Here is a 17,508-nt window from a genome sequence, read left to right as displayed (position 1 = left end):
GGAGTGGTTCGAGCGGTACGAGGGCGCCGGCCTGGACGGAGTCGTCGCCAAACCCCTCGATCTGCCGTACCGGCCGGACACCCGGTCGATGTACAAGATCAAGCATGAGCGGACCGCCGACTGCGTCGTGGCCGGATACCGCTTCCACAAGAGCGGCCCGGTCGTCGGCTCGCTGCTGCTCGGCCTGTACGACACCGAGGGCGCCCTCCAGCACGTGGGGGTGTGCGCGGCCTTCACGATGAAGCGCCGCGCGGAACTCGTCACCGAGCTCGAACCCCTGCTGACCGATGTCGCGGACCATCCCTGGGGAGCCTGGGCGGACGCCGAGGCGCACGCGGGCGCTCGGCTGCCCGGTGCCCCGAGCCGATGGTCGGGCAAGAAGGACATGTCGTGGGTGGCGGTGCGTCCCGAGCGGGTCTGCGAGGTGGCGTACGACCACATGGAGGGTGACCGGTTCCGGCACACGGCCCAGTTCCGCCGCTGGCGGCCGGACCGCACCCCCTCAAGCTGCACGTACGCGCAGCTGGAAGAGGTGGTGCGGTACGACCTCGCCGAGGTGCTGTCGGCGGGCGGCTGAACCGACAGCGGAAATCAGTCTGCGGCCGGCGGCAGCGAGGGCGTGGTGCAGGGCTCACCGGTCGGGCTGGGGTCGGGCGACGGCGACTCCGTGGCCCCGGCGGTGTCGCTCGGGTCGGGCGACGGGGAGTCCGTCGTGCAGCCCGGGTCGGGCTTCGAGGTGCTCGGGTCGGGGTCCGGGGTGGTGGTCGGGTCGGGGCTGTCGCCGGGATCCGGGGTGGTGGGCCCGCTGTCGGTCGGATCGGGTGAGGTGCCCGGCCCGGTGGAGTCCCCCGGGTCCGGTGAACCCGAGTCCCCGGGCGAGGGGTCCGGGGAGCCCGGTTTCGTCGGTGTCTTGGTGTGGCCGGGCTGCGGGCCGACCTCGATGCCGCCGCCCTTGTCACTGCCGGGGCCGCCCACGGGGTGTTTGGGCTCGTTCGCGCTGCCCGCGCCCGGGCTCTTGGGCAACGGGCCCTTTCCGTCGGTCACCGGATGGGTGCCCTTGCGGTAGAACTCCAGCCACGAAAGGACGGTGCGCAGATACGTGTCCGAGTGGTTGTAGCTGAGGATCGCGCGGTCGAGGTCGGCCCGTACCGTCAGATCGCGCGACCCGGCACAGAGGTACGCCCCGGCAGCGAGGGCCGCGTCGTAGACGTTGCTCGGGTCGTTGCGTCCGTCGCCGTTGCCGTCCCTCCCCCAGTGCGCCCAGGTGGAGGGGATGAACTGCATCGGGCCGACCGCCCGGTCGTAGGTCTTGTCGCCGTCGTACGCCCCGCCGTCGGTGTCCGGGATGTTCGCGAACCCGGCACCGTTGAGCACCGGCCCCAGGATCGGGGAGAGCGTCGCACCGTGGGCGTCGACCCGGCCGCCGGCCGCGTGTCCGGACTCGACCTTGCCGATGGCGGCCAGCAGCTGCCACGGCAGCCCGCAGCCGGGGTCGCTTCGCCCCAGTGTGCTCTCCGCCCTGCGGTAGGCGGCGAGCACGGTGGCCGGAACGCCCGCCTCGGCCCAGGAAGCCGCGACGGCCGGGCTCTGCTTGACGCCCGGTTTCGGGGGCTCCGGGCTTTTCAGCGGCGGCAGTTCGGTGTGGTAGGAGTCGTCGTTGGGCACCGACGACCACTTGACCTCGTCGGTCTCCGTGTTCTCCTTCTGCGGCTTCTCCTGCGCGACGAGTCCCGGTGCCTGGGACGCGGTGAGCGCTGCCATCGCGGCGACGGCGGCAGCGGTGCCGCCGAGCCCGCGGCGCATGGTGCCGTTGAACCTCATGCGTGCTCTCCTCTCCCCCGGATCACCGGGTGAACGTGTCGATGGCCGATATCCGCCAGGTACCGCCCCGGCGGACGGCGTCCACGGCGAACATCGCCGCGGCATAGGTCGTCTCCTCCGACTTGCCGGTACGGGTGTTGCTCTGGTCGGCGAAGATCAGCAGGTGGGCCCGGTCGCCGTCGAGCAGTTCCACACCGCTCTCGGTGACGGTCGTGGTGAGCACGAGCTTCTGCTTGGGCGCCTGGGCCCGTACCTCGGCGAGCATGTCCGTGTGCTGCTGGACGGCCTTGCCCGTCAGGTACTTCTTCACCGCGGCGTCGGCCTTGGCGGGCGAGGCGTAGTCGTACGAGAACACCGCGCCGACGGCCTCGGTGATCTGGCCCTTCACCTCGCTGGTGCGGCTGATGTCGGTGAGCGCGGTGTTCCGCCGGCTGGGGTCGTCGCGCAGGCTGCCGGCCGAGGCGAACGCCCAGACGGCGAAGGCGCCGAGGAGTACGGTCAGGACACAGAGCACGGCGGGCAGCCGGAGCCGGAGCCGGGGCGGCCGTCCGGACTTCGGATCCTCCTCCTTCTGTTCCTTCTCGTGTTCCCTCTTCGGTTCCTTCTGCTGCTCCGGCTCGTCCTGTGGTTCCTCCGGGTCCACCGGTCTGCTCACGGGTGCGGCGGTGCGTTCGGCGGCGACGGTGGCCAGGCGACGCTGCCGGTTGACGAGGTGACGGGTCGTCGACATGTCCGGGGTCCTCTCGGTGCGGGGTGGGAGTCGGTGGCGTCAGCCGGCGGTGTTGCCGACGGGTGCCTGGCCGAGGGCGCTGAGCTTCCACCCGTCGGCGGTGCGGGTGAGCTGCCCCAGCATCCGGCTCTCCTTCACCGCGGGCTTGCCCTTGGGCGCGGTCACGGTCACCCGGAGCGCCACCATCACGCCCGCCTTCCCGCCCCGGTCGTCGAGCTCGGTGACCGCACCGGACAGCACCTTGGCGGTGCTGACGGTCTTCGCCTCCTGGATCTGTTTCACGAACCCGGCGCGTCCGTCGACAAGTTGCTGGTGCAGGTCCCCGGTGGTGGAGTCCTCCCAGCTGTCGAGCCCCTTGGCCAGCTGCTCGTGGTCGAGCGTGTTCATGTTCTGCACGGACTGCTCACCGGCGGCCAGCGCGTCGTCGCGGGCCTGGGCGTACGCCGCCGAGTCGTCGTGCCCCGCCTGGTACCGGGACACGCCGCCCCAGCCCGCGGCACCGGCCGCCGCGAGCGTCAGCACGATCGCTGCCGCCACCAGCGGGTTCCTCGTCATCCGTACCCGTGCCATCGCTGCCTCTCCCTGCCGTGCCTGCTGCCGTGTGGTGCGGTCGCGCTCGGTGCGTCCTGCGGTGGGGTGCGCTATCTGGCCTTGATCTCCACGATCGTCCAGTGCCCTTCACGGAGTTGGGCCGTGACGGACAGCTGCGCCGCCGCTGTGCTCGCGGCCTTGCCCTTGCGCTCGTAGACCTGGTCGAGGAAGACCAGGAGGTGGGCGCTGTCGTCGGTCAGCCGGGTCACCCCGGCGCGCACGACATGGGTGGTGAGGGTGAGCTTCTGGTCGGCGGCCTGCTTCTCGACCTGGCCGAAGAGCGCCGCGTACTGCTGGAGCGCCTTGCCCGCCAGGAGCCGCTGCGCGGACGCCTTGGTGGCGGCCGTGTCGCCGGGCCCGTAGGAGAAGACCTTGCCGAGTGCGTTGGTGACGTCGCCGGCGACCTGGGTGGTCACCGCGCTGTCCGTGAGTGCCCGGTTGGAGGTGGCGGGCGTGTCGCGCAGCTGTCGGCCGGCGACGAAGAAGGCGCCTCCGGCCGCGATCAGCGCGACCACGAGCACTCCGGCCAGCACGCGGGGCCACCGCCGGGCCGGACCGGCGTCTCTGCCGGAATCTGTGCCGGTATCGGTATCTGTGCCGGTGTCGGTGTCGTCGGGCGGAACGCTGTCCGGCTCTTCGCGCACCGTGTCGTCGTTGTCCACCACGCTCCGCAGCCTCATGCGCCGCTCCCTATGCCGAGCGCCGTGAGCGCCTTGATCTTCCAGCCGTCCCCGGTCCGGACGAGCGTCGCCTCGAACCGTTTGCGTTCGGTGCCGGCCTTCCCCGTGCGCGGGGTGACCTCGATGTCCACGGTGGCGATCATCAGCGCCGTGCCCGTCCGCTCGTCCACTTCGGTGAGCGCCGCGTCGGTGACCTTGCCGCGCGCCGTGGCGCCGGACTTCTTCAGCTCGGCGGCGTCCTTCGTGCGGGTGCGCTTCAGCTGGTCGTGCAGCGGACCTGTGGAGGCGTCGAGCCAGCCGGCGAGACCGGTGTCGACGCTCGCGGCGTCCTTGCCGTCCAGGCTGTTGAGCCGGGCCAGGTCCACCTTTCCGTCCGCCAGCGCGGCGTCCCGGCTCTTGGCGTACGCCAGGTCGTCGTCGCCGCGCGCCTGCGCGTACGACCAGCCGCCCAGCGCGCAGATCAGCGCGGCGACGAGCAGGACGGCCCAGCCGCGGAGGGTGCGGGTACGGGGGGTCATGCGGCGCCTCCCTGTCCCAGGCCCAGCAGTCCGGCCATGCCGTCGGCGGTGGGCGCGGGTTGCGTCGGGGTGCCGAGCACCCCGGGGAGCCGGTCCTCCTGGGTGTCGTCGAGGAGCAGCGTGCCGGGCTTGGCCGGTGCGGGCAGCGGCCCGCCCTTCGGGGCGTTCGCGCTGCCGCGGACGTTGACGCCGGTGCCGGGTGACGAGGTGCAGCGGGCCTTGGTGTTGACGGCCGGTGCCGGTGCGAGGTCGAGTCCGTTGCGGTACGTCGTACCGCCGTAGCCGGAGGTGCAGGGCAGCGGCTCGAAGAAGGTGATCGACATGCCGAACCTGGCACCGTCCTCGTCCACCGCGCTGGCCCCCGCCGCCGCGACGGCCGGGAGTTTCACGAGGAGTTCCTCCAGTCCGCGCTGCCGGGTCACGGCGACGTCCGACGTGGTGAGGAGGTTGGCGACGACGACCCCGAAGCTCGGGTCGAGGTCGCGGAGCAGCCCGCTGATCTGGCCGGTCGCGTCGGGTGCGGCGGCGATCAGCTTGCGCAGGTCGGTGTCCGAGCCCTTGAGCTGGGCCGCCAGTTCCTTCGCGCCCGAGGCGAAGCCCTTGAGGGCCTCGCCCTGTTCCGCCTGGGTCCGCAGCACCGTCTCGCCGTCCTGTATGAGCCGGGTGTTGACGGGCAGCGCGTCGTCGGCGGCCTGGACGAAGTCGCTGCCGGTGTCCAGCAGGACCTGGAGGTCGTCGCCGCGGCCGGAGAACGCGGTGCCGAACTCGTCGACCACCGTGCGCAGCGACTCCAGGTCGACGGACGAGGTGAGGTCGTTGACGCTGGTGAGGACGTTCGTCACGGGTGCCGGGACGGTGGTCTCGGCCTGGTCGATGACCGAGCCGTTGGCGAGGACGGGGCCGTCGGTACGGGCCGGCCGCAGGTCGACGTACTGCTCGCCGACCGCGGAGAGGTTGGCGACGACCGCCTTGAGGTTCTCGGGGATGGGCGGTGCGGACTTGTCGATGCGCAGCTCGGCCTCCACACCGTCCTCGGTGAGCTCGATCGGGCCGACCCGGCCGACGGAGACGCCGCGGTAGGTGACGTTGGAGTGAGTGAACAGGCCTCCCGTGCGCGGGAGTTGCATCTTCACGGTGTAGTAGTCGCGCATGCCGACGTAGTGGCCCAGATCGGCGTACCGCACACCCAGATAGCCGAGCACCAGCACCGCGATGATCAGGAACGCGATGTTCTTCAGCCGGATGGCGAGGGTGATCATCGGTTGCTCCCCTCCGTGGCCGGGCCCGTCCCGGGCTTGGCGGTCGTGGGCGTGGCGGTCGCGGGGAGCGGCAGCGGGAGTCCGGCGCCGGCGGCCGTTTTCGCCCCGGCGGCCGGGGGGTCCGGCTCCGGTTCGTAGGCGGGGATGAGCTGGGTGCCGGGTGCGGCGGTCAGGTCCAGGTACACGTTGAGGTAGTCGCCCTTCACGCCGCGCAGCACCTCGTCCGTGAACGGGTAGGTGAGCAGCACCTGGAGGGAGTCGGGCAGGTCATTGCCGGAGTCGGCCAGGGCCCGGAGGGTGGGGGCGATGGCCTTGAGGTCGGCGATCGTGTCCGCCTTGCTCTTGTTGATGGTGGTGACGGCGACGTCGGAGAGGGTGTCCAGGGAGCGCAGCATGGTCAGGAGCGAGCCGCGCTGCTTCTCCAGGACCTTCATGCCGGGACTGAGCCCGGTGAGGACCTTGCCGACGTCCTGTTTGCGGGTGGCGAGGGTGGCGGCGAGCCGGTTGACGCCGTCGAGCGCCGATGTGATGTCGCCGCGATGGTCGTCGAGGTTGGTGACGAGGGTGTTGACGCGCTTGAGCATCGACCGGACCTGGGGTTCCTGTCCGGACAGTGCCTTGTTGAGTTCGGTGGTGATGGTCTTCAGCTGCTGGACGCCGCCGCCGTTGAGGAGCATCGACAGGGCGCCGAACACCTCTTCGACCTCGGGGTTCCGGTTGGTCCGGGTGAGCGGGATGCGGTCGCCGGAGGCGAGGGTGCCGCGGGCGGTGCCGGTCGCGGGGGGCGAGAGCTGGATGAACTTCTCGCCCAGCAGGCTCGACTGTTCCAGGTGCGCGTACGCGTTGGCCGGCAGCTTGATCTTCCCGTTGACCTTCATGGTGACCCTGGCCTGCCAGGTGTCGGGCGCGAGGGAGATCTTGGTGACGCGGCCGACGGCGACGTCGTTGACCTTCACCGAGGACTGCGGGGCGAGACTGAGCACGTCCCCGAAGTCCGCCGTGATCTCGTACGGATGGTCGCCGAGGTCCGCACCGCCGGGCAGCGGCACGTCCTCGATCCCGGAGAAGTGCGGGGCCTGGCAGCCGGTGACGAAGAGGGCGCAGCAGAGGCCCAACGCGATCAGGGTGGAGGCGCCCGTCGTCGCGAGGGCTCCGGGTCTGCGCAGGGTCCGGCTCATCGCTTCGCCCCCTTCTCGTCGTTGCTGCTCTTCGCCGCGCCGTCCTTCGGCGTGCCGTAGACGGCGCCCACGGCCGGCAGCGGCAGGGCGGGCAGCGCCGCCTGCTGTTCTGCGTCCACCGGGGTGAGCCCGGTGAGGGACGGATCGATGAGGGGGCCGCCCATGCTGAGCTCGTTGAGGTCGGTCCGGCCGTTGAGCGTGCGGTGGGCGGGGTCGTACGCGTTCAGGACGTTGCCCGCGGACAGCGGCAGGGTGTCGAGCGACTCGGCCAGCGAGGCGCGCTGGTCGACGAGGGTCTGGGTGATCGGCACCAGCGCGTCCACGTTCTCCTTGAGCGCGCCCCGGTTGTCCTTGATGAACGTCTTGACCTGGGCGAGGGCGGTGCCGAGTTCCTTGAGCGCGGCCCCCAGGTTCTTCTTGTCGTCCGCCAGGAAGCCGGTGACGGAGTTCAGCTGGTTCTCGGCCGTGCGCACGTTGCCGTCGTTGTCCTTCAGCATGGTGGTGAAGGTCTGGAGGTAGGCCAGCGTGTCGAAGAGGTTCCCGCTGCTCTTGTCGAGGGTCTTCGTCGCCTTGCCGAACTGCTCGATGGAGTCGCCGATGTCCTTGCCGTTGCCCTTGAGGTTCTTCGCCCCGGTGTCCAGGAGGCCGGCGAAGGCTCCCTGTGCGTTCGCCCCGTCCGGGCCGAGCGCGGTGGAGAGTTCGGTGATGGACGCGTACAGCTGGTCCACCTCCACCGGTGTCGCGTTCTTCGAAGCGGGCAGTTCGGCGCCGTCCTCGATGACCGCTCCCCCGGTGTAGACGGGGGCGAGCTGGACGTACCGGTCGGCGACGAGGCTGGGGGCCACGACGACGGCGTGCACGTCCTTGGGGACCTGGACGCCCTTGTCGACCCGCAGGACGACCCTGACGTCCTTGCCGCGGGGTTCGACGGACTCGACGGTGCCGACCTGGACTCCGAGGATCCGCAGGTCGGATCCGGCGTAGACGCCGGTCGCCTGGTCGAAGTAGGCGGTGACGGTCGTCGTGCCCTCCTCCTCCATGGCCATCACCCCGGAGGTGGCGGCGACGGCCACGACCACGAGGCCGGCCCCGATGCCGATGACGCGGGTGAGTCTCATCTCAGCTCCCGCCTTCCTGCTTGGGAGGCATGCAGCCGGTCGCCGGTGGCGTGTTGGCGGGCAGGTAGTTCTTCGGGACGACACCGCAGACGTAGTTGTCGAACCAGCGGCCGTTGCCCAGGGTGTTGCCGACCAGCCGGTTGTAGGAGCCGGCGATCGAGAGGACCTTGTCGAGGCTCTTGCGGTTCTTGTTCAGGACGGCGGTGACCCGGCCCAGGGCCTTCAGCGTGGGCCCCAGCTGCTTGTTGTTGTCGGCGACGAGCCCGGTGAGCTGGGTGCCCAGGTCCCGGGTGCCGGTGAGCAGCAGGTGGATGGAGTCGCGGCGGGCCTGGATCTCGCCGAGGAGCAGGTTGCCGTCTTCGAGGAGGGTCTCGAAGCTGCTCTTCTTGGTGGCGAGGGTCTTGGTGAGCCGCTTGCTGCCCTTGAGGAGCGTCGCGAGCTGTGCGTCGCGCTCGGAGACCGTCTTGGAGAGGGCGGACAGCCCCTGCGCGGCGCTCTTCACGTCGGGCGGGGAGTCCTTGAAGGTGGCGGAGATCGTCTCGAAGCTCTTGGCGAGCTGCTCGGTGTCGATCTCCCCGATGGTCTCGCCGAGGCCGTTGAAGGCCTGTGTGACGTCGTACGGCGAGGTGGTGCGGCTCGCCGTGATGCGCTCGTCGGGCTTCTGCCGGGCCTCGCCGAGCGGGTCCACGGCGAGGTACTTGTCGCCGAGGAGTGTCTTGATCGCGATGCCGACGGTGCTCGCGTTGCCGATCCAGGCGTCCTTGACCTTGAAGGTCACCTTCACCTTGGCGCCGTCGAGGGAGACCCCGGTGACCTTGCCGACCTTCACTCCGGCGATCCGCACCTCATCGCCCTCGTCGAGCCCCGCGGACTCGGTGAAGTCAGCGCTGTAGGTGGTGCCGCCGCCGATGAAGGGCAGCGAGTCGGCGCGGTAGGCGCCGTAGCCGATGAGGGCGAGGACGAGGAGTCCGACGATGCTGACGGTGACGGGGTTGCGGTCGCGTACGGGCTTGATTCTCATGACAGGCACCTCGGCTGGGTGATCTCGATGCCGGTCGGCGGGGTGCTGCCGTCACTGGTCGTCACGCCGCTGACCTTGGCCTCGCAGAGGTAGAGGTTGAGCCATGAGCCGTACGAGGCGAGGCGGCTGATCGCCTCCATCTTGGCCGGGGTCTTCTGGAGGAAGTTCTCGATCTTCGGCGAGTTGTCGGCGAGCCGGTCGGAGAGCCGGCCCAGCTGCTTGATGTCCTCCTTCAGGGGTTTGCGGCCGTCCTGGAAGAGGTCCGCCGTGACCGTGGTGAGCGCGCCCATCGCGGTGACGGCCTGGCCGAGCGGTTTGCGGTCGCCCGCGAATCCGGTGACCAGTTCCTGGAGCGTGTCGACGAGGTCGTTGAAGCCGGCCTCCCGGTCGTTGACGGTCTTCAGGACCGCGTTGAGGTTCTTGATCACCTCGCCGATCACCTTGTCCTTCGCGGCGACCGTGCCGGTCAGCGAGCCGACGTGCTGGAGGATGCTGTCGACGGTGCCGCCCTCGCCCTGGAGCACCTGGACGATGGAGCCGGCCAGCTGGTTGACGTCCGGTGGGGAGAGTCCCTCGAAGAGCGGCTGGAAGCCGTTGAAGAGCTGGGTGAGATCGAGGGCCGGGGTGGTCCGGGACAGCGGGATGGTGGCACCCGCGGCGAAGCTCTCGCCGACGGGTCCGGCGCCCTGGTCGAGGTCGATGTAGCGCTGGCCGACCATGTTGAGGTACTTGATCGACGCGGTCACCGACGCCGGCAGCTTGCGGCCCTTCTGGACGCTGAAGCCGACCTCGGCGAGCCGCCGGTCGGCGACCTTGACGGAGTCGACCTGTCCGACCTTGACACCGGCGATCCGGACGCTGTCGCCGACGATGAGGCCGGTCGCGTCGGTGAACCTGGCCCGGTACGAACGGGTGTCGCCGACCCCGGTGTTGGCGATGGAGAGACCCAGCACCGTGGTGGCGAGGACCGTCACCAGAATGAAGACGATCGATTTCGCGAGCGGTCCCGCGAGGGAGCGGCGCTTCACTTGAGCTTCACCTCCACACCGCGGAAGGCCGGACCGATGAGCACGCTGCTCCACTCGGGCAGGGCCTGCGGCTGGACCTTCAGTGAGGGAGCGACCAGCTCGTTGACGAGCCGGCTCTCCTGCGGTGAGTTGGGAAGGCCGAGCGAGGCATCGGCGGCCGGGACCTCTTCGGGGGCGGCCGTCTCCGTGTCCGCAGTGATCCCGTTGTTCTCGATGGTCCTGACGTCCGCGGTCGGGACCGTCTGGCCGACGTAGGGGACGGAGTAGCAGTGCGGTCCGCCGGTCGCGTTGTAGACCGGGGTGTCCTTGCCGGCCACGTACTTCCCCTTGGAGGGCACGGTCTTGAGCGTGACGTGGAGCCCGGGTTCGTCGGTGCCCTTGCCGAGCGCCTTGTCCATGGCCGGTACGAACCCGGCGATGGTGCGCAGCGTGCAGGGGAACTCCGATGAGTACTTGGCGAGGGTCTCCAGCGTCGGCCTGCCGGAGGTCGCGAGCCGGATGAGGTTGTCCTTGTTCTTCTCCAGGAAGGCGGTGAGGTCCCGGGCGGACGCGGTGGTGGAGCCGTACAGGTCGGCGAGTTCGGCCTGCTGTTCGGCGACGGTGCCGCTGGTGGTGGTGAAGTCGGTGAGCGCGTCCAGGACGTCGGGGGCGGCGTCGCCGTACACCCGGCTCACCTTGACGAGTTCCTTGATGTCCGCGTTGAGCGTGGGGAGTTGCGGGTTGAACTTCTGGAGGTGGGCGTCGAGCGTGACGAGGGTGTCGCCGAGCTTCTCGCCGCGGCCCTGGAGTGCCTGGGAGACCGCGTTCAGGGTGGCGGAGAGCTTCTCCGGCTTCACGGCGGTCAGCAGTGGCAGGACGTTGTCGAGGACCTCTTCGAGTTCAAGGGCGTTGCTGGAGCGGTCCTGCGGGATGACGGCCCCCGCCTGAAGCGTCCGCGGGGACGGTACGGGGGGCGGCACGAGGGCCACGAACCGTTCCCCGAACAGCGTGGTGGGCAGCATCTGGGCGGTGACGTCGGAGGGGACTCGGTCGAGCTTGTCCGGATCGATCGCCAGGGTGAGGCGGGCGCCCTCGCCGTCGGCCGCGATGTCGCGGACCTGGCCGATGACGACTCCGCGCAGCTTCACGTCGGCGTTGTCGTGCATCTCGTTGCCCACGCTCGACGTGCGTACGGTGACGGTCGCGTCGTCCGTGAAGTCCTTCTCGTACACGGAGACCGACACCCAGATGAGGACGGCGGGGACGAGGAAGAAGGCGACGCCTGCGGTTCTGCGGCCGGCGGTGCGCGCACCCTTGCCGCTCCTTGTGGCCCGGGATGTCATCAGCCGGCCACCTTCACGGTCGTCGTGGCGCCCCAGATGGCGAGCGAGAGGAAGAAGTCGGTGACGCTGATCAGCACGATCGCGTTGCGCACCGAGCGGCCGACGGCCACGCCCACCCCGGCGGGGCCGCCGGTGGCGTGGTAGCCGTAGTAGCAGTGCGCGAGGATCACCATCACGCTGAAGATCAGCACCTTGAGCACCGAGAGCAGGACGTCCTGCGGGGAGAGGAACAGATTGAAGTAGTGGTCGTACGTGCCCGCTGACTGCCCGTTGAACAGGACGGTGACGTAGCGGGACGCGACGTACGAGGAGAGCAGCCCGATCGCGTACAGCGGGATGATGGCGACGACCCCGGCGATGATGCGGGTGGTGACGAGGTAGGGCATGGAGCGCACGCCCATCGACTCCAGTCCGTCGATCTCCTCGTTGATCCGCATGGCGCCGAGCTGCGCGGTGAAGCCGGCGCCGACGGTCGCGGAGAGCGCGAGGCCGGCGACGAGCGGGGCGATCTCACGGGTGTTGAAGTACGCGGAGATGAAGCCGGTGAACGCGGCGGTGCCGATCTGGTTGAGGGCGGCGTACCCCTGAAGACCGACGACGGTGCCGGTGGCCAGGGTCATCGCGATCATGACGCCGATGGTGCCGCCGACGACACCGAGTCCGCCGCTGCCGAAGGCAACCTCGGCGAGCAGCCGCTGCACCTCCTTGAGGTAGCGGCGCAGCGTCCGGGGAATCCAGACCAGGGCCCTTACGTAGAAGGTGAGTTGATCGCCCGATCGGTCGAGCCAGCTGAGCATCGACATCGGTCAGCTCCCCTTCGCGGGGACGATCTGGAGGTAGATCGCCGTGAGGACCATGTTCACGAAGAACAGCAGCATGAAGGTGATGACGACGGACTGGTTGACCGCGTCACCCACGCCCTTCGGTCCGCCGCGCGGGTTCAGACCGCGGTAGGCCGCGACGATGCCGGCGATGAAGCCGAAGATCAGGGCCTTGATCTCGCTGACGTACAGGTCGGGCAGCTGGGCCAGGGCGGAGAAGCTGGAGAGATAGGCGCCCGGGGTGCCGTCCTGCATGATCACGTTGAAGAAGTAGCCGCCGAGCGTGCCGACGACGGAGACGAGGCCGTTGAGCAGGACGGCGACCAGCATGGTGGCGAGCACGCGCGGGACGACGAGGCGCTGCACGGGCGAGACGCCCATGACCTCCATCGCGTCGAGCTCCTCGCGGATCTTGCGCGAGCCGAGGTCGGCGCAGATGGCCGAGCCCGCGGCCCCGGAGACCAGCAGCGCCACGATGATCGGGCTGGCCTGCTGGATGACGGCGAGGACGCTGGCGCCGCCGGTGAAGGACTGGGCGCCGAGCTGCTGGGTGAGCGAGCCGACCTGGAGGGCGATGACCGCGCCGAACGGGATGGAGACGAGGGCGGCGGGCAGGATGGTGACGCTCGCGACGAACCAGAACTGCTCGATGAACTCCCGCACCTGGAAGGGCCGTCGGAAGGTCTCCCGGCACACCGTTCCGGCAAGCGCGAACAGCCGGCCGGTCTCGCGCAGCGGGGCGAGGGCCTTGCTGGGGCGCGGGGCCTCGGGCGCCTTCTTCGGAGCCGGGGCCGGAGTCGGGGGCCGGTCTCCCGGCGGCCCGGGGGGTATCACCGGCATGGGGGCCGTCATGGGCGCCCACCGCCCGCGGCGGCCGGGCTGTAGCTGTTGAGGATGGCGGTACGGGCGGCCTCCGGCAGCTGACCCAGCATCGGCAGGACCCGCTCGCGGCGGCGCAGGGCGCCCTGGCGCACCGGCAGTCCGGGCGAGGGCTCCAGCTGCGGGACGACGGTGCGCGGGGCGTTGGCCGAACTGATGCCCTGCCCGTAGCCGTTGAGCTCCTCGGCGGCGAGGGTAGCTGCGTCCTTCTCCTCGGACATGCCGATGGGGCCTTCGCAGCGCCCGGCGAGGAACTGGGAGACCACGGGCAGATCGCTGGTCAGCAGCACCTCGCGCGGCCCGAAGGTGACGAGGTTGCGGCAGAACAGCATGCCCATGTTGTCCGGGACGGTGGAGGCGATGTCCAGGTTGTGGGTGACGATGAGCATCGTCGCGTCGATCTGGGCGTTCAGGTCGACGAGCAGCTGCGAGATGAACGCCGTGCGGACCGGGTCGAGGCCGGAGTCGGGCTCGTCGCAGAGAATGATCTGCGGGTTCAGGACGAGCGCCCGGGCCAGGCCGGCCCGCTTGCGCATACCGCCGGAGATCTCACCGGGCAGCTTGTCCTCGGCGCCGAGCAGGCCCACCACGTCGATCCGCTCCATCACGATGCGGCGGATCTCGGATTCCTTCTTGCGGGTGTGCTCCCGCAGCGGGAACGCGATGTTGTCGAAAAGCGACATCGACCCGAAGAGCGCACCGTCCTGGAACATGAGGCCGAAAAGCTTGCGGGCCTCCATGATGTCCCGCTCGGAACCATTCACCATGTCGACACCGTCGACGAGAACGCGACCCTGTTCGGGTTTGAGCAGGCCGATGATGGATTTGAGGAAGACGGTCTTTCCCGTCCCCGACGGGCCGAGCATGACACTGACCTCGCCTGCGGGAAGCGTGAGCGACACGTCCTGCCAGATGTTCTGCTTGCCGAAAGACTTGGTGAGGCCTTCGACCACTACTTCGATTCCCATCCCACCTCCTGCATGCGCTCACGAAGTGACAGAAGTGCGCCGAGGGGCGCACGTTAAGTTCACCGACACCGTCGGGACAAGCCCTTGAACAGCCAATTCGTGAAGATCCGACTCGCTTGTCATCCGGTGACAAAACATGGCTCGAACTTTGTAAACAACTGCGCACCCACAGCGGACGGTGCAGGCCGGGACTCCGCGCCCCATGGGGGTCTGGGACGTGGAGCCCCGGAGTGAGAGCTCCGACCGTGTGAAGATTCGAGGGTGGGGGCTCCCGGACAGGGAACCCGGGCGCTGGGGGTGCGCTTGGACTCCCCTCCTGACGGGTGAGCAATCTCCGGACGTGCCGGATGAGTTGCTGACTGGGGCGACGTTACGGCCGAGTAACCTGGCTCGCAATAGCAGGACTTCAAGTTTTCGCGCGAGAGCACAAAGCCGTGCCCTTCTGCGCACCGGCTGAGTAACAAGGCCCGAAAAACTGTCGCCGAGTGATAACTTTCGCGACACACGCAACGAGGGCGATAGATCACGGGCAGCACACCACACGCCTCCGGACCGGGCCGAATGCACAAATGAGAGCACGCATTCCGAATACGTCGCGCAACACCGTCCCACAGATGCCCGCGGCGACGTGCGCACGTTGTGACAAGAAGGCCGTGGCGCGTACTCACCCGTGAACGAGATGCCCCGTTCGCGAACAGTTTCTCAAACGGTGGGATTGTGCCGCAGGGTTTCCCGCCAGTAACGTCACGGCTCGATGAAGGGGATTCTGCGCCGGTAACGTCGGCCGCGAGCCCCTGCACCCGTAATCCTCACGCAATTTCGCCGCGCATCCCCATGCCGTCACCACATCGGGCCGGCTTCGGGACCGATGCAGGCAGATCGAGCAACTCCGGGTTCACCGGGCCGCGTCGACGCGGCCGCCTCCATTCCTCAAAGGGGACGACATGAGAACTGGCTCGAACCGGGCACGTGTGGGGCTACTGGCCTCCATCACCGCACTTGCCGCCGTCGCGTCGGTGAGTTCCGCCACCGCCGCCACGGCACTGAACGGCAACTGGGCGCCCTTCGACCGCTGTCCGGTGGACGCCCCCGCGATGCTGGCGGCGGACGGGGCGACCGACACCGCCACCTGCGTCGCCTCGCACTCCGCGAGCGGCTCCATCAAGCTGGGGAACACCGTGGTGCCGGTGGGCGCCAGCGACCTGCAGATCGGCGTGATCACCCATCCGAACGGCGGGACGACCGTGGTCTCCCCTGCGGGCGGCGCGCTCGTCGCGGACTCCGCGAAGGTGCCGGGCGGGCTGCTCGGCCTGATGTGCCCGAGCGACGTTCCCGTGATCACCGGCATCTGCAACACACTCACCGACGTCAGCCTCAACCGGGTGACGGCGACCATCGAATCGGTCAACAACCCGACCGACTTCAAGCTCCTTGCGGGCACGACCACCGGGCAGCCGATCGTCACCCTGCCGGTCCGGATCCACCTGGAGAACACGCTCCTCGGCGACAAGTGCTACATCGGCTCGTCCTCCGACCCGATCCTGCTCAAGCCGCAGAACCTGACCCGGCCGGCCGTCGGCACCACGAAGTTCGCCGGCGACGGCACCACGGACGCGGCCGGGCCCATGGGCCGGATCAACCTCCTGGGCGCCGCCCAGACCGACACGACGTACGCGGTCCCGGGCACCAGCGGCTGCGGTCTGCTGGGTGCGCTCAACTGGGCCGTCAACCTCAAGACCGGGCTGCCGTCGGCCTCGGGCAACAACAACGTCACCCTGAACGACGCCCAGACCTACGTGGCGACGATCAACAACCCCGGCCTTGTCGCCCCGGACGCGGGCAAGCTGCTGTCGCAGTACTGGCACTCGTCAGCCCAGTAGTCACCCGCGCACCCCGGTGGGGCCACTCTCCGTGCGGAGGTGGCCCCTTCGGCGTGCGCGGAGGACGCGGTCAGGGCGTCTTCGTCCCGGGCAGTGTCGGCATGGTGGGCGGGCAGGGCGTCGAGGGTTCGCTGGGAACACAGGTCGTCCCCTGATTCATGAAGATCCGGTTTCCGGGGCCGGAGAGAGACGCGGTGAACAGCGGATCCAAGTCCTCGCCATCCGACCCGCAGCCGGCGAAGGGCGGGATGTCGACCTCCCCGTCCAGCTCGCCACCGGCGAACACATGGGTGTAGCGCGCGCCCCCGTTCAGCACGACTTTGAACGGCTTCGACGTCCTGCAACTGCTTCCCACATCCAGCGGAACGCCGTTCACCTTGACATCGTGGATCCGCAGCACCTGCCTGAAGGACACCGTGGAGAAAGCGATCCTGTCGGGCGGGGATCCGATATTGCCTGTCGACACGGTGATCGGCCCGTTCTCGAACGAGACCTTCGCCGACACCGGTTGGAATCCAAAAGTCAGAAACGTGGATTCGGCATCCGGAAGGGTCAGACTCCCGAGCGAGTCAATGCGGAGATAGGCGCCACCCGGCGCCGTTCTGAGCCGGGTTGTCGTCTGCTTCACTGCCAGGACGCTCAGGAGAGCGGGCTTGCGGCTGGGATCATTGATGATCATGGCCCCGTTCAACTTGTGGACGTTGGCCAGCCCCACGGCATAGGCACAACCGAAGTTTCCGGGGAGCATGGGGCTCACGCGCGGAGGATCGCCCGGCGGCGGTTGCGCCGCGTCGCTCGCGTCCATCTCGCCCACGGGTGGTTCGACGGGGCACGGATCGGTGCCCTCCGCCTTGTCGGCCGGCACTTCCACCGTAATGCCGTCGCCGGCCGCTCGGCCCGAACCCCCTTCCGGCGTAGCGGATGCCTCGGGCGTTCCGGGCTCCTCGGTGCCGGAAACGGGCGTGACCCGTGTGGTCGCGAGGTGCCCGTTCCCGCCTTCCTCCGGGCGGCACGTCAGCGTGGCCAGGGCCGGGACGCTCTCCTCCGCCGTCGCTGCCGCGGAACGCAGTTCCAGGGTCAGCTCGCCGGCGGAGAAATCGACATCGCCCGGGGCCCGGAACGTCACGTACGGGACCTCGCCGGAGTGGACGAACCGCACCTCACCGTCGGCGGGAAGGGGCGTGCCCGGTGCGCCGAGTTCCCACAGAGCGTCAGCCGAATCCCCGTCCTGTGCGATCTTCACCTTGAGAGCCGCCCGGCTCACCACCACATCGGTGCCGGCCGGGAGCAGGCCGTCCAGATCGGCCCGCGAGAGTATGACGGTGACCGTGGCGGGCCCCGGCTGCACAGGGCGGCCGACCTCGCCCGTCGACGGCACCTCCACCGATATGTCGACCGTGGCCGCGATGGCGCCGTCCTTCAGTTCGCACGCGGACACGAGGCTGACCGGATCCACGCCCTCCTCCGCGGACGATCCGCTGCCGGACAACAGCCCGGCCAGGAGTGCGAGGCCGGCAACGGAGGCGACCCTCACGGACCGCCAGCCACGGGTCACAGGTATCTGGGTGTGCATAAAGGCCCTGTCCTCCACGATGTGCGATCGGCTGTTCCGCCGGCATGGCGCCCGCACGTGCGGGCGCCCCAACGAGAAGGCCGGGCCGACGCGGAGAACCCCCCCCCGCGGCCCGGACCAG

17 protein-coding genes are annotated in these 17,508 nt (G+C 69.4%); 2 read left to right on the top strand and 15 right to left on the bottom strand.

What is annotated here, in order from left to right; translation table 11 throughout:
* A partial coding sequence (locus ACFVW8_RS32925) for an ATP-dependent DNA ligase (protein WP_389696555.1) occupies nucleotides 1–577 on the top strand: 577 nt, incomplete at its 5' end.
* 14 nt (nucleotides 578–591) lie between these two features.
* Here the strand turns inward: ACFVW8_RS32925 and ACFVW8_RS32920 are convergent.
* The 14 genes from ACFVW8_RS32920 to ACFVW8_RS32855 form a co-directional block, all read right to left on the bottom strand.
* On the bottom strand, nucleotides 592–1,821 hold the full coding sequence (locus ACFVW8_RS32920; RefSeq protein WP_389696553.1) for a lytic murein transglycosylase: 1,230 nt from the start codon (nucleotides 1,819–1,821) through the stop codon (nucleotides 592–594).
* Nucleotides 1,822–1,843: 22 nt separating this feature from the next.
* Nucleotides 1,844–2,551 (bottom strand): hypothetical protein, encoded by a 708-nt coding sequence (locus ACFVW8_RS32915; RefSeq protein ID WP_389696551.1) that lies wholly within the window; start codon nucleotides 2,549–2,551, stop codon nucleotides 1,844–1,846.
* 39 nt (nucleotides 2,552–2,590) lie between these two features.
* Nucleotides 2,591–3,121, bottom strand: a complete 531-nt coding sequence (locus ACFVW8_RS32910; RefSeq protein WP_389696549.1) for a hypothetical protein — start codon at nucleotides 3,119–3,121, stop codon at nucleotides 2,591–2,593.
* A 71-nt stretch (nucleotides 3,122–3,192) separates the two neighbouring features.
* Nucleotides 3,193–3,822 carry a hypothetical protein gene (locus ACFVW8_RS32905; protein WP_389696547.1) on the bottom strand — a complete coding sequence of 210 codons (630 nt, stop codon included), beginning with the start codon at nucleotides 3,820–3,822 and terminating at the stop codon, nucleotides 3,193–3,195.
* The gene (locus ACFVW8_RS32900; protein WP_389696546.1) at nucleotides 3,819–4,340 is read right to left on the bottom strand and encodes a hypothetical protein; all 522 of its coding nucleotides are present in this window, start codon (nucleotides 4,338–4,340) and stop codon (nucleotides 3,819–3,821) included. The genes ACFVW8_RS32905 and ACFVW8_RS32900 overlap by 4 nt, the downstream gene beginning before the upstream one ends.
* Nucleotides 4,337–5,599, bottom strand: coding sequence for an MCE family protein (locus tag ACFVW8_RS32895; protein WP_389696544.1), 1,263 nt, complete (start codon nucleotides 5,597–5,599; stop codon nucleotides 4,337–4,339). The genes ACFVW8_RS32900 and ACFVW8_RS32895 overlap by 4 nt, the downstream gene beginning before the upstream one ends.
* Nucleotides 5,596–6,777 carry an MCE family protein gene (locus ACFVW8_RS32890; RefSeq protein ID WP_389696542.1) on the bottom strand — a complete coding sequence of 394 codons (1,182 nt, stop codon included), beginning with the start codon at nucleotides 6,775–6,777 and terminating at the stop codon, nucleotides 5,596–5,598. Before ACFVW8_RS32890 ends, ACFVW8_RS32895 begins: the two co-directional genes overlap by 4 nt.
* Complete coding sequence (locus ACFVW8_RS32885) at nucleotides 6,774–7,895, bottom strand: MCE family protein (RefSeq protein WP_389696540.1); 1,122 nt, start codon at nucleotides 7,893–7,895, stop codon at nucleotides 6,774–6,776. The genes ACFVW8_RS32890 and ACFVW8_RS32885 overlap by 4 nt, the downstream gene beginning before the upstream one ends.
* A 1-nt stretch (nucleotide 7,896) precedes the next feature.
* A complete protein-coding gene (locus ACFVW8_RS32880; RefSeq protein WP_389696538.1) occupies nucleotides 7,897–8,916 on the bottom strand; it encodes an MCE family protein in 1,020 nt (339 codons plus the stop codon).
* On the bottom strand, nucleotides 8,913–9,944 hold the full coding sequence (locus ACFVW8_RS32875) for an MCE family protein (RefSeq protein ID WP_389696536.1): 1,032 nt from the start codon (nucleotides 9,942–9,944) through the stop codon (nucleotides 8,913–8,915). The genes ACFVW8_RS32880 and ACFVW8_RS32875 overlap by 4 nt, the downstream gene beginning before the upstream one ends.
* Nucleotides 9,941–11,266, bottom strand: a complete 1,326-nt coding sequence (locus tag ACFVW8_RS32870) for an MCE family protein (protein ID WP_389696534.1) — start codon at nucleotides 11,264–11,266, stop codon at nucleotides 9,941–9,943. Before ACFVW8_RS32870 ends, ACFVW8_RS32875 begins: the two co-directional genes overlap by 4 nt.
* On the bottom strand, nucleotides 11,266–12,069 hold the full coding sequence (locus tag ACFVW8_RS32865) for an ABC transporter permease (RefSeq protein WP_148016908.1): 804 nt from the start codon (nucleotides 12,067–12,069) through the stop codon (nucleotides 11,266–11,268). Before ACFVW8_RS32865 ends, ACFVW8_RS32870 begins: the two co-directional genes overlap by 1 nt.
* 3 nt (nucleotides 12,070–12,072) lie before the next feature.
* Nucleotides 12,073–12,939, bottom strand: a complete 867-nt coding sequence (locus ACFVW8_RS32860; RefSeq protein ID WP_389696531.1) for an MlaE family ABC transporter permease — start codon at nucleotides 12,937–12,939, stop codon at nucleotides 12,073–12,075.
* Nucleotides 12,936–13,934 (bottom strand): ABC transporter ATP-binding protein, encoded by a 999-nt coding sequence (locus ACFVW8_RS32855; RefSeq protein ID WP_389696529.1) that lies wholly within the window; start codon nucleotides 13,932–13,934, stop codon nucleotides 12,936–12,938. Before ACFVW8_RS32855 ends, ACFVW8_RS32860 begins: the two co-directional genes overlap by 4 nt.
* Before the next feature lie 944 nt (nucleotides 13,935–14,878).
* Here ACFVW8_RS32855 and ACFVW8_RS32850 point away from each other — a divergent pair.
* Complete coding sequence (locus tag ACFVW8_RS32850; RefSeq protein WP_389696527.1) at nucleotides 14,879–15,814, top strand: hypothetical protein; 936 nt, start codon at nucleotides 14,879–14,881, stop codon at nucleotides 15,812–15,814.
* A gap of 70 nt (nucleotides 15,815–15,884) precedes the next feature.
* Here the strand turns inward: ACFVW8_RS32850 and ACFVW8_RS32845 are convergent, their stop codons facing one another.
* A complete protein-coding gene (locus tag ACFVW8_RS32845; RefSeq protein WP_389696525.1) occupies nucleotides 15,885–17,387 on the bottom strand; it encodes a DUF6801 domain-containing protein in 1,503 nt (500 codons plus the stop codon).
* Nucleotides 17,388–17,508: the final 121 nt, after the last annotated feature.

This window comes from Streptomyces sp. NPDC058221, assembly GCF_042882365.1.
GTDB lineage: Bacteria > Actinomycetota > Actinomycetes > Streptomycetales > Streptomycetaceae > Streptomyces.
Note: the sequence above shows the minus strand (reverse complement) of the source record. Positions and strands in the feature narration are given on the sequence as shown.